At 65.1% G+C, this 12,296-nt stretch carries 9 protein-coding genes and 1 tRNA gene; 8 read left to right on the forward strand and 2 right to left on the reverse strand.

Annotation, left to right across the window (positions count from 1 at the left end; all coding sequences use genetic code 11):
• The first annotated feature begins 44 nt into the window (after positions 1 to 44).
• The 4 genes from BKX98_RS16735 (at position 45) to pyk (ending at position 8,173) form a co-directional block, all read left to right on the forward strand.
• Positions 45 to 257 carry a hypothetical protein gene (locus tag BKX98_RS16735; RefSeq protein WP_143181001.1) on the forward strand — a complete coding sequence of 71 codons (213 nt, stop codon included), beginning with the start codon at positions 45 to 47 and terminating at the stop codon, positions 255 to 257.
• A 236-nt stretch (positions 258 to 493) separates the two neighbouring features.
• Complete coding sequence (gene gltB / locus BKX98_RS02835; protein ID WP_369826758.1) at positions 494 to 5,113, forward strand: glutamate synthase large subunit; 4,620 nt, start codon at positions 494 to 496, stop codon at positions 5,111 to 5,113.
• The gene (locus BKX98_RS02840) at positions 5,106 to 6,575 is read left to right on the forward strand and encodes a glutamate synthase subunit beta (RefSeq protein WP_073706074.1); all 1,470 of its coding nucleotides are present in this window, start codon (positions 5,106 to 5,108) and stop codon (positions 6,573 to 6,575) included. Before gltB ends, BKX98_RS02840 begins: the two co-directional genes overlap by 8 nt.
• Before the next feature lie 86 nt (positions 6,576 to 6,661).
• Positions 6,662 to 8,173: a pyruvate kinase gene (gene pyk, locus BKX98_RS02845; protein ID WP_073706075.1), complete on the forward strand. Its 1,512-nt coding sequence runs from the start codon at positions 6,662 to 6,664 to the stop codon at positions 8,171 to 8,173.
• 185 nt (positions 8,174 to 8,358) lie between these two features.
• Here the strand turns inward: pyk and BKX98_RS02850 are convergent.
• Positions 8,359 to 8,443 (reverse strand) — tRNA-Leu (locus tag BKX98_RS02850).
• 189 nt (positions 8,444 to 8,632) lie between these two features.
• Between BKX98_RS02850 and BKX98_RS02855 the strand changes: the two genes are divergently transcribed.
• The 4 genes from BKX98_RS02855 to BKX98_RS02870 all read left to right on the forward strand — a co-directional run bounded on the left by BKX98_RS02855 (position 8,633) and on the right by BKX98_RS02870 (position 11,657).
• Complete coding sequence (locus tag BKX98_RS02855; RefSeq protein ID WP_066138831.1) at positions 8,633 to 9,250, forward strand: ANTAR domain-containing response regulator; 618 nt, start codon at positions 8,633 to 8,635, stop codon at positions 9,248 to 9,250.
• Positions 9,251 to 9,540: 290 nt separating this feature from the next.
• Positions 9,541 to 10,773, forward strand: a complete 1,233-nt coding sequence (locus BKX98_RS02860; protein ID WP_038991795.1) for an inorganic phosphate transporter — start codon at positions 9,541 to 9,543, stop codon at positions 10,771 to 10,773.
• Complete coding sequence (locus BKX98_RS02865; RefSeq protein ID WP_073706076.1) at positions 10,770 to 11,018, forward strand: hypothetical protein; 249 nt, start codon at positions 10,770 to 10,772, stop codon at positions 11,016 to 11,018. Before BKX98_RS02860 ends, BKX98_RS02865 begins: the two co-directional genes overlap by 4 nt.
• A gap of 93 nt (positions 11,019 to 11,111) precedes the next feature.
• Positions 11,112 to 11,657 carry a dihydrofolate reductase family protein gene (locus BKX98_RS02870; protein WP_038991793.1) on the forward strand — a complete coding sequence of 182 codons (546 nt, stop codon included), beginning with the start codon at positions 11,112 to 11,114 and terminating at the stop codon, positions 11,655 to 11,657.
• 79 nt (positions 11,658 to 11,736) lie between these two features.
• Here the strand turns inward: BKX98_RS02870 and BKX98_RS02875 are convergent, their stop codons facing one another.
• Positions 11,737 to 12,219: a hotdog fold thioesterase gene (locus BKX98_RS02875; protein ID WP_073706077.1), complete on the reverse strand. Its 483-nt coding sequence runs from the start codon at positions 12,217 to 12,219 to the stop codon at positions 11,737 to 11,739.
• Positions 12,220 to 12,296: the final 77 nt, after the last annotated feature.

Here is a 12,296-nt window from a genome sequence, read left to right on the forward strand (position 1 = left end):
CGCGGCCTCCAGGATCGGCTTCCATGACGAGCCAGAGACGCAATATGGCGAAGAAGCGCGAAAAATTTGGCGGGATGCCGACGCGTGTGCGCAACATGCTTGAAACATTGGGCGGCTTTCAAAATCGGCTGGCGAAAACGGTTTTCGGGCGTTCTCCACCAAAAAACCTGGTTTTTCCGCGGGAACTGGGACAAAAGTTTTTAACATTGCGGAAACAGAAGCACGCGCATGGGAGAAACAAAACCTGCGTAACGTGAGATCCACGCACCGAACTGGTTGATCGACCCCTGGAATGGCCTGCCGGTGCAGCACCACAACGAGGTGGGAAATGTTCGTCCCCGAAACCTCGATGCGCAAGCAGACCCCGCTTAGCACTGTCGAAAAGTTTCAGCTAGATGAAACATCCAGGCGGCCGGAAGCCCTTGCGAAGAATTAGCCCTTTACCGGGGGCTGCCGCGCGCCTATCCTGCATGAACCACAGAAAGGCACGCTCATGAGCATGACCGGAGTCCAGATGAACGCCTCGCCAGGTTTTGGCGAGGAAGTCCCCTCGCCCTACACCCGTTTCTCCGCGCTGCCCGGCGCGCAGGGGCTGTACGATCCGGCGGCCGAGAAGGACGCCTGCGGCCTGGCGATGATTGCGTCCCTGAAGAACGAAGCCAGCCACGGCATTGTCGCCCATGCGCTGACCGCCCTGCGCCGTCTGGAGCACCGAGGCGCCATCGGCGCCGACGAGGGCACCGGCGACGGCGCCGGCATCCTGCTGCACCTGCCTGATGCATTCCTGCGCAGCGTCACCGCATTCGATCTTCCCGCCGCCGGCTCCTACGCCGTGGGCATGGGCTTCCTCCCGGCCGACTCCGGCGAACGTGCCTTCGCCCAAGAAGAGCTGGAAACCATGGCCGCCGAGGAAAACCTCGCGGTGCTCGGCTGGCGCGAGGTACCGGTCAACGCCGACGTGCTCGGCGCCTCTGCCCGCAAGGTGATGCCCTGCATCACCCAATTCTTCATCGCCGCCCCTGCCGGCGCCCCGGCCGCCACCAGCCGCGAGCTGGACGCCGCCGCCTGGCGCATCCGCCGCCGCGCGCACAACAAGATGGGCGTGTACTTCGCCTCGTTCTCCTCGCAGTCCATCGTCTACAAGGGCATGGTCTCCACCGCGCAGCTTGAGCCCTTCTACCCGGACCTGTCCGATAGCCGCTTCGCCAGCCGCTGCGCGATCGTGCACTCGCGTTTCTCCACCAACACCTTCCCGTCCTGGCCGCTGGCCCAGCCGTTCCGCACCATCGCGCACAACGGCGAGATCAACACGGTCAAGGGCAACCGCAACTGGATGCGCGCCCGCCAGTCCACCCTCGCCTCGCCGCTGCTCGGCGAGGTGCCCGAGGAACTGTTCCCGATCTGCACCGCCGGCGCCTCCGACTCGGCCTCCTTCGACGAGGTCGCCGAAATGCTCATGCTCTCGGGGCGCAACGTCGCCGAGACGATCATGATGATGATCCCGCAGCCGTGGGAAAACGACGACCAGATGGACGCGGATTTGCGCGCCTTCTACCAGTACCAGTCCATGCTCATCGAGCCGTGGGACGGCCCGGCAGCTGTCTGCTTCACCGACGGCCAGATGGCCGGCGCCGTTCTTGACCGCAACGGCCTGCGCCCGGCCCGCTGGTGGGTCACCGACGACGGCCTGGTGGTGCTTGCCAGCGAGGTCGGCGTGATCGACACCGACGAAGAGCACATCGTGGCCAAGGGCCGTGTCGCCCCGGGCAAGATGTTCGCGGTGGATCTGGCCGGCCAGCGCATCGTCGAAGATGCCGAAATCAAGGCTGAAGTGGCCGCCTCCAAGCCATGGCGCGACTGGGTGGCGCAGAACCTGAAGACCCTGGACGACTTCCCGGATCTGGAGCATGTTCGCCACAATTCGGCTTCCGTGGCCCTGCGCCAGCTGACCTTCGGCTACACCACCGAGGAGCTGCGCGTGCTGCTGGCCCCGATGGCCGCCGCCGGCGCCGAGCCGCTGGCCGCCATGGGCACTGACACCCCGATCGCCGCCCTCTCGCAGCGCCCGCGGCTGCTGTTCGACTACTTCACCCAGTCCTTCGCCCAGGTCACCAACCCGCCGCTGGATGCGATCCGCGAAGAGCTGGTCACCTCCATGGGCACCGCGATCGGCCCGGACGGGAACCTGCTGTCCCTGGACCGCGTCGAGCAGACCCAGATCGCGCTGGACTACCCGGTGCTGACCAACGACCAGCTGGCCAAGATCGCGAACCTGCGCGACGAATCCGGCGCCAAGTACACGCTGAAGGTGCGCGGGCTGTACCGCCCGGCCGGCGGCGAATCCGAGCTGCGCGCCCGGCTGCAGGAAATCTGCGAGAAGGTCTCCGCCGCGGTGAACCGCGGGGTGCGCTACATCGTGCTCTCGGACCGCGACTCCTCGGCCGCCTGGGCGCCGATCCCGTCCCTGCTGCTGACTTCCGCGGTGCACCACCATCTGCTCAAGAGCTCGAACCGCACCCGCGTCTCGCTGATCATCGAGTCCGGCGACGCCCGCGAAGTGCACCACATCGCGCTGCTCATCGGCTACGGCGCCAGCGCGATCAACCCCTACCTCGCCCTGGAATCGGTCGAGCAGATGGCCGAGAACGGCGAGCTGCCCGGCGTCGACGGAAGCCAGGCCAGCGCCAACCTGATCAAGGCGCTGGGCAAGGGCGTGCTGAAGATCATGTCCAAGATGGGCATCTCCACGGTCTCCAGCTACTGCGGCGCGCAGACCTTCGAAGCCGTCGGCCTGTCCCAGCGCGTGGTCGACCAGTACTTCACCGGCACCGCCACGAAGCTCTCGGGCATCGAGCTGGACGTGGTGGCCGCCGAAGCCGCCGCCCGCCATGCGCGCGCCTACCCGGAGATCGACGGCGGCGCCCAGCCGCTGGAATTGGAGACCGGGGGAGAGTACCAGTGGCGACGCGAAGGCCCGCCGCACCTGTTCAACCCGGAAACCGTCTTCCGCCTGCAGCATTCCACCCGCACCCGCCGCTACGACGTGTTCAAGGAGTACACGAAGGCGGTGGACGACCAGGCCGCGCAGCTGAAGACCCTGCGCGGGCTGCTGAAGTTCAAGACCGAGGGCATCACCCCGATCAGCATCGACGAGGTGGAACCGGTCTCCTCGATCGTCAAGCGGTTCTCCACCGGCGCGATGAGCTACGGCTCGATCTCCGCCGAGGCGCATGAGACCCTGGCCATCGCGATGAACCGGCTGGGCGCCAAGTCCAACACCGGCGAGGGCGGCGAGGACCCCGAGCGCCTGCTCGACCCCGAGCGGCGCAGCGCCATCAAGCAGATCGCTTCGGGGCGCTTCGGCGTGACCAGCCTGTACCTGACCAATGCGGATGACATCCAGATCAAGATGGCGCAGGGCGCCAAGCCCGGCGAGGGCGGCCAGCTGATGAGCGAGAAGCTCTACCCGTGGATCGCCAAGACCCGGCACTCCACCCCGGGCGTCGGGCTGATCTCCCCGCCGCCGCACCACGACATCTACTCGATCGAGGACCTGGCCCAGCTGATCCACGACGCGAAGTGCGCCAACCCGTCGGCCCGCGTGCACGTGAAGCTGGTCTCCGAGTCCGGCATCGGCACCGTCGCGGCCGGCGTGGCCAAGGCCAAGGCGGACGTGGTGCTGGTCTCCGGGCACGATGGCGGCACCGGCGCCTCGCCGATGAACTCGCTGAAGCATGCCGGCACCCCGTGGGAGATCGGCCTGGCCGAAGCGCAGCAGACGCTGATCCTCAACGGGCTGCGCGACCGCGTCACCGTGCAGGTCGACGGCCAGCTGAAGACCGGCCGCGACGTGCTGATCGGTGCGCTGCTCGGGGCCGAGGAGTTCGGTTTCGCCACCGCCCCGCTGGTGGTTTCCGGCTGCATCATGATGCGCGTTTGCCATCTGGACACCTGCCCGGTGGGGGTAGCCACGCAGAACCCCACGCTGCGCGAACGCTTCACCGGAAAGGCCGAATTCGTGGTGAACTTCTTCGAGTTCATCGCCCAGGAGGTGCGCGAACTGCTCGCCGCGCTGGGGGCCCGCACCCTGGACGAGGTGATCGGCAAGGTCGAGCTGCTGGACACCGATGCCGACCAGATCACCGCCCACGACAAGGTGGCAGGGCTGGCCCTGGATGCGATCACCCATGTCCCCGACGTCGAGCTGGCCGCGCGCCGCCGGCGCATCGGCCAGGACCACGGGCTGGACACGCACCTGGACCAGCAGCTGCTCGCCGCCGCCGCGCCGGCGCTGGCAGACCGCCTGCCGGTGAGCATCGACGCGAAGATCGTGAATACCGACCGCTCCACCGGCACGCTGCTGGGCCACCACGTGACCAAGACCTTCGGGGTGCAGACCCTGGAGCAGGACACCATCAAGGTGAACCTTTCCGGCCGCGCCGGCCAGTCCCTGGGCGCGTTCCTTCCCGAAGGGATCACGCTGAAGCTCTCCGGCGACGCGAACGACTACGTGGGCAAGGGCCTGTCCGGCGGCCGGATCGCGATCCACCCGCCGCACACCACCCTGTCCAAGCCCGAAGAGCAGGTCATCGCCGGCAACGTGGTCGGCTACGGCGCCACCAGCGGCCAGCTGTTCATCAACGGCATGGTCGGCGAACGCTTCGCGGTGCGCAACTCCGGGGCGAGCATCGTCACCGAGGGCATCGGCGAGCACGGCTGCGAGTACATGACCGGGGGACAGGTGCTGATCCTGGGCGCCACCGGCCGGAACTTCGGCGCCGGATTCTCCGGCGGCACCGCCTGGGTGCTGGACTTCGATCCGGCCAAGCTGAACCCGCTGGCCGCCGAGCATGGCGACCTGCTGGTCGCCCCGGTCAGCGACGCGGAAGCCGAACGCATCCGCGAGCTGCTCACCGAGCACATCGCGTTGACCGCGTCCCCGCTGGCCTCCCGCCTGCTGCTGGACTGGGAGAACACCCGCGGCCGGCTGACCAGCATCACCCCGCGCGACTTCGCCGCCGTGCAGCAGCTGCGCAGCGATGCGGTGGCCAGCGGGCAGAACCCGGACTCGCCGCAGGTATGGAACAAGATTTTGGAGGTGACCCGTGGCTGATCCACGCGGATTCCTGAAGGTGGCCGAACGCGTCACCCAGCCCAAGCGCCCGGTCCCGGTGCGCCTGATGGACTACAAGGAGGTGCTGGAGCGCCAAAAAGCCGGCACCCTGAAGGAGCAGGCCGGCCGTTGCATGGACTGCGGCGTGCCGTTCTGCCACAACGGCTGCCCGCTGGGCAACCTGATCCCGGAGTTCAACGACCTGACCTACAAGGGCCGGATGGACGACGCGGCAGCCCGGCTACTTTCCACCAACAACTTCCCGGAGCTGACCGGCAAGCTGTGCCCGGCCCCCTGCGAGGCCTCCTGCGTGCTGGGGATCAACCAACCCGCGGTGACCATCAAGCAGGTCGAGGCGGAGCTCGCCGGGCACCTGATGGATGCCGGCGGCTTCGAGCCGCAGCCGCCAGCCAGACACACCGAGCACCGAGTGGCGATCGTCGGCTCGGGGCCGGCCGGCCTGGCCGCCGCCCAGCAGCTGACCCGCGCAGGGCACACCGTGGCGGTGTACGAGCGCGACGAGGCCATCGGCGGCCTGCTGCGCTTCGGCATCCCGGATTTCAAGCTGGAAAAGCAGGTCATCGACCGCCGCCTGGAGCAGATGGAAGCGGAAGGCACGATCTTCCGCACCGGCATCGAGATCGGCAAGGACATCAGTTGGAAGCAGCTGCGCCGCGACTACGACGCGGTCATCGTGGCCACCGGCGCGACCGTGCCGCGCGAGCTGCCAGTGCCGGGCAACCACCTCGACGGCGTGCACCACGCCATGGAGTTCCTCACCGATAACAACCGCGTGGTGGCGGGGCTGAAGTCCGAGCGCTCGATCGACGCCAAGGGCAAGCACGTGATCGTCCTCGGTGGCGGCGACACCGGTTCGGACTGCATCGGCACTGCTCTGCGCCAAGGCGCCGCCAGCGTCACCACGCTGGCCATCGGCAAGCAGCCGGGCACCGAACGCCGCGAGGACCAGCCGTGGCCGATGATGCCGGTGCTGTTCGAGGTGCAGACCTCCCATGAGGAAGGAGGCGAGCGGACCTACCTGGCCTCGACCGTCAACTTCATCTCCGGCGAGGGAACTGAGCAAAACAAGGTGATCGGTGTTACAGTTGCAGAGACAGAATTTGTTGCTGGCAAGCGCCTCCCGAAGCCTGGAACCGAACGCGTAATCAAAGCGGATCTGGTCCTGCTTGCCCTCGGGTTCACCGGTCCGGAAGTTTCCGGATTGGACGAACAGGTCAGTATCGAATTCGACAACCGGGGCAACGTCGCCCGAGATGGCTACTACATGACGAACACCGAGTCGGTATTCGTCGCCGGAGACGCCGGTCGGGGACAGTCGCTGATCGTGTGGGCTATCGCCGAAGGACGCGCTTGCGCGGCCGCGGTCGACAAGTTCCTCACGGGATCGACTACCCTCCCTGCACCGGTTGCTCCAACCGATAGGGCCATCAGCATCATTTGAGTGACATAGGCTTGAATGCGGCGCACCCGAAAACCGGGTGGGCCGCATTTTGCCTATGTGAACATGAAAGGCATTTGGCTGACGGAATGAGACGCGCAAAGATTGTGGCAACCTGGGGCCCGGCCCTGGCAAGTTATGAAAACACTGTAGCGGTACTGAAGGCGGGCGTGGACGTCGCCCGCTTGAACATGAGCCATGGAGACCACTCCATGCACGCGCAATCCCTGGCGAATGTGCGCAATGCGGCCGCAGAGGTAGGCCGTGCTGTCGGCATCTTCGCCGACCTGCAGGGTCCGAAGATCCGCCTCGGCCGCTTCAAGGACAACGCCAAGTACATCCTCGAGGCCGGTGAGGAATTCACCATCACCATCGAGGACATCGAAGGCACCAGGAACCTGTGCTCGACCACCTTCAAGGGACTTCCCACCGATGTGCAGCCAGGCGACTTCCTGCTGATCAACGACGGCAAGGTCAAGCTCAAGGCGCTGGCTGTTGACGAGACCTCGGTGCGTTCGGAGGTCGTCGTGGGCGGCGAAGTGTCCAACAACAAGGGCATCAACCTGCCTGGCGTGGCCGTGAACGTGCCTGCGCTGAGCGAAAAGGATGAGGACGACCTGCGCTGGGCCATCCGTGCCGGCATCGACATGGTCGCCCTGTCCTTCGTGCGCAACGCCGAAGACATCCAGCGTGTCCACGAGATCATGGATGAAGAAGGCCGCCGTGTGCCGGTCATCGCCAAGATCGAGAAGCCGCAGGCCGTGGCGGCACTGGAAGAAATCGTCAACGCCTTCGACGCGATCATGGTCGCCCGAGGCGACTTGGGCGTCGAGTTGCCATTGGAAGAAGTTCCACTGGTGCAGAAGCGTGCGGTCGAGCTGGCTCGCCGCTGGGCGAAGCCGGTCATCGTCGCCACCCAGGTGCTTGAATCGATGATCGAATCGCCAACCCCGACCCGTGCCGAGGCTTCGGACTGCGCCAACGCGGTGCTCGACGGTGCCGACGCGGTCATGCTCTCGGGAGAGACCTCCGTAGGCGAGTACGCGGTGGAAACGGTGGAGACCATGTCGCGGATCATCTCTTCGACCGAAGAGCACGGACTGGATCGCATTCCACGCCTGGGCTCCAAGCCGAAGACCCGCGGCGGTGCGATCACCCGCGCCGCAGTGGAAATCGCCGATCAGCTCGATGCGAAGTACATCGTGGCCTTCACCCAGTCCGGCGACTCGGCGCGGCGCCTGTCGCGGCTGCGCCCGAAGAAGCCGGTGCTGGCCTTCACCCCGCTGCAGCAGACCTACAACATCATGACCCTGATGTGGGGTGTGCAGGCACGCTTGGTGGCCTACGCCGATCACACCGACAAGATGACTGCCCAGGTGGACGAAGCTTTGCTCTCCGAGGGACTGGCTGACCTCAACGACCTGGTCTGCATCGCAGCCGGTTCCCCTCCAGGGCAGGCCGGCTCGACCAACTCGCTGCGCGTGCACAAGATCGGCGACCTGGCAGATGCCGGCCAGCTGGTCGATGGCAAGCCGATGCCTGCACGCGAGAAGGTTGGTCCGTGGGATCCGGAGAACGTCTCGGCTCCGAAGAACCTGTAGTCTCCGCTACCCTCTAGCCCAAGCGTATCGATCCGTCCTGTCCCAGAAGCTGGGGCAGGGCGGATTCTGCTTGGGTCGGCGAATGCGGGTTGTGAACTCGAGCACAGCCAATCGACAACCCATCGGCCGGGGGCGCGAAAAAGGCCGTTGGACCGGAAATATTTCCGGCCCAACGGCCTTGAAGCTGGTGCCCAAGGTGGGACTCGAACCCACACATCTTTCGATACCGCATTTTGAGTGCGGCGCGTCTACCGATTCCGCCACTTGGGCTGGCACTTTGACTACTTTACTAGAGGTTTTCCAGATTTCCTAATCAGGATCCTCGCGTCTTCGCCTGAACAAGAGTACATGCCAGTAGGCTTAGAAGTGAAACCGAGGCAACGTGGCTTCGCTGAACCTAAACCACCTAGATGCCGCCCGCGCAGCGGGCAGGAACTCTGACCATGGAGGAAGGCGCCAATGAGCGAACTACCTGAAATCACCCGCATCCCATCCGAGGTGCAAACCACTCCGCGTCGCGTGGTCGTTGCCGAGGACGAAACCCTGATCCGCCTGGACATCGTCGAAATCCTCCGCTCCGAGGGCTACGACGTCGTCGCCGAAGCCGACAACGGCCAGGCGGCTCTGGAAAAGGCCCGCGAGCTGAAGCCCGACCTGGTGCTCATGGACGTGAAGATGCCGGTCATGGACGGCATTACCGCCGCCGAAGCCATCGTCAAGGAACGCATCGCCCCGGTGGTCCTGCTGACCGCCTTCAGCCAAAAGGAACTGGTGGAGCGCGCCCGCGAAGCCGGGGCCATGGCCTACGTGGTCAAGCCGTTCACCCCTGCAGACCTCACCCCGGCAATCGAAATCGCGATTTCCCGCAATGACGAACTGCGCGCGCTGGAAGAAGAAGTCAGCAACCTGGCCGAGCAGTTCGAAACCCGCAAGCTGGTGGACCGCGCCAAGTCGCTGCTCATCACCAAGATGGGCCTGACCGAGCCGGAAGCGTTCCGCTGGATCCAGAAAACCTCCATGGATCGCCGCTTGAGCATGCGCCAGGTCGCCGAGACGGTCGTCGACCAGGTCAAGTAGGCACCGCCAGCCACAAGAGTGTGCGCCAAACCACGTATGGTTTGGCGCACATTTTTTATGCCCTCGACCGGCTGGAACGGCGTTCGACTGGGCGTTCACCGTTCCGTAACCTTTTGTTCACCCTTTTTTCCGCTGAATGGGGTTGCAATCCTGGATTGACGTACTGCGTGGTGGGCCTAAGATGGAAATTGCGCCGAGAACGAAGACCCGCACGCCATTACCCTCCGCAGGACCCTTCTTCATGGCCCGTTCACTTTTCCTTGCCGTTCGACCCCTCAGGCTGGTATTCAATGGATTTGACGCTTATCGTCGTCCTGGTCATTGCCTTGGCGTTGTTTTTCGACTTCACCAATGGTTTCCATGACACGGCCAATGCGATGGCCACTCCAATCGCAACCGGAGCAATTTCCCCTAAGAAGGCTGTTGCCCTCGCCGCAATTCTGAACCTCGTCGGCGCTTTCCTCTCCACCGAGGTAGCGAAGACCATTTCAGGCGGCATCATCAACGAAGACCCGACCACGGGCGTAGCGATCGGCCCGGCGATGATCTTCGCGGGCCTGATGGGTGCCGTGATCTGGAACCTGTTCACCTGGCTGCTGGGCCTGCCATCGAGCTCCTCCCACGCACTGTTCGGCGGCCTCGTTGGCGCCGCGATCGTCGGTGCGGGGTTCGCATCGGTGAACTACAGCGTGCTGCTGTCCAAGGTGCTGCTCCCGGCCATCTGCGCGCCACTGATCGCGGGCATCTCCGCGTACCTGTGCACCAAGCTGGCGTACGCCATCACCAAGCGTGAAAACGGCGCCTCGCCGAAGCGTGGCGGTTTCCGCTACGGCCAGATCTTCTCCTCCTCGCTCGTTGCACTCTCGCACGGCACCAACGATGCGCAGAAGACCATGGGCATCATCACCCTGACCCTGGTGGCTTCGGGCCTGCAGGACTCCGACTCCGGAGTGCAGTTCTGGGTGGTCGCCACTTGCGCCTTCGCCATCGCACTGGGTACCTACACTGGCGGCTGGCGCATCATCGCCACCATGGGATCGGGCCTGACCGACGTGAAGCCTGCGCAGGGCTTCGCCGCTGAGATGTCCACCGCTTCGGCGATCCTGACCTCCTCGCACCTGGGCTTCGCGCTGTCGACCACCCAGGTGGCTTCCGGCTCGGTGATCGGTTCGGGCATGGGCCGCAAGGGCGGCGAAGTCCGCTGGGGCACCGCCGGTCGAATCGCCCTGGGCTGGCTGTTCACCCTGCCGGCTGCCGGCATTGTCGGCGGCATCGCCGCCGCCATCACCCACCTGGGCAACATCGGCATCGTGATCGTCGCTGTCGCTGGTACCGGTGCGATGCTGGCCATCTGGTTCATTTCGCGCAAGCAGCCGCATGACCACGAGTCGAACATCTCCGACATCGACAACTCCGGTGCAGCCGTGAACATCCTGTCCAAGAAGGAACGCCGCGCCAAGGCCAAGGCGGAAGCCAAGCAGGCCAAGGCCGCCGCCGCGCAGAAGGAAGCTGATAATTCATGATCGACTGGACAGCATTCCTGGTCGTCGCCGTCGTCACGTGGGTTGCCGCGTTGGCCATTGTGGCCGCCTACTCCTTCGGAGTCCGCCTGCTTGCGGTTGCCAAGGATGGCGGCCGCAGCCAGGGCGTGAGCAAGGCCGGCGCTTACGCCTGCTTCGTGGTGTGCGGGCTGATCGTCGCCTTGGGCGTCGTGCTGATCGTGCCGCAGCTGAGCGAGGCCATCCTGGGCATCTCCTCAAGCCACTAGAGCCGCGCTCGGCATCCGGCGGATCCGACACGAATCCGGGCTCCCCGGCCAACTTGATATCGCCTTCGATGGAGGCACCCCTAGACTGGAGCCATGACTAGCTTCAAGTACTACGTGGGTGCCTCCATCGATGGTTTTATCGCCGATCGCAACGGCAGCGTGCAATGGTTCACGCCCTATGCCTCGCAGCCGGGAGTGAAAAAGCATTTCGACGAGTTCTTCGAGACCGTCGGCGCCGTAGTGATCGGCGGCAAGACCTATGAGAACATCGTCCGCGACGCCACAGAGGGATCCGTGCCGTGGGTGTTCGGCGACAAGCCGGTATGGGTCTTCACCCACCATGAACTGCCGACACTACCCGGAGCGGACCTGACCTTCATCCGCGGCGAGGTGGGCTTCTGGAGCCAGGACATCGCCCAAAGCGCAGGGGCTGGCGACGTGTGGGTGGTCGGCGGAGCCGACCTGGCCGGTGCCTTCGTCGAGGCCGATGCGCTCGATGAGCTGCTGCTGGTCACCGTTCCGGAAGTGCTCGGCGGCGGGGCGAATCTCTTCGGCCGCGCGATCAGCACGCAGCTCTCCTCCCTGGAGGTCACCGACCTGGGAGCGGACATCGTCCTCTCGCGCTACGCGATCGGCTAGGCGGCGCCGGAGCCCGGCCGAAAACGCGGCGGCACTCCAGGAACGCACGGCTTGCCCGGAGCGCCGCTTGCACGGATTGCTAGTCGACGGGCAGCAGCATGTTGGTGATGCGGGCGGTGGCTACCCGCTGGCTCTGCTCATCGCTGATCACGATCTCATGGCAGGTGCTGCTGCGGCCCAGATGCACCGGGGTGCATACCCCGGTGACAACCCCCGAACGGCCGGCCTTGTGGTGGGTGATGTTCAAATCAACGCCGACCGGGTTGGCGCGGCCGGCGCCATGCAACGCGGCAGCCATCGAACCTAGGGTTTCGGCCAGCGCTGCGGACGCCCCGCCATGCAGGATCCCATAGACCTGGGTATTGCCCGCCACCGGCATCGTGGCCGCCACGCGCTGGGTTTCGAACTCGGTGAAGACGATGTCCATTTTCTCCACCAGCTCGCCCACGCCATTTTGCCGCAGATGGGGCCACATGCTTTCGGGGATGCCATGGCGCGATAGCTGCGCGGCAAACGGATGTGCCGAAGATTGCGTGGTTTGAGAAGTGAAATTGTCGCTCATGGCAACTAGGCTTTCAGGTGTGAGCGAAACAACCAAACCGACTGCTTCGTCGGACAAGAGACTGCTGATCATCGACG

The organism is Glutamicibacter sp. 0426, assembly GCF_001906485.1.
GTDB lineage: Bacteria > Actinomycetota > Actinomycetes > Actinomycetales > Micrococcaceae > Glutamicibacter > Glutamicibacter nicotianae.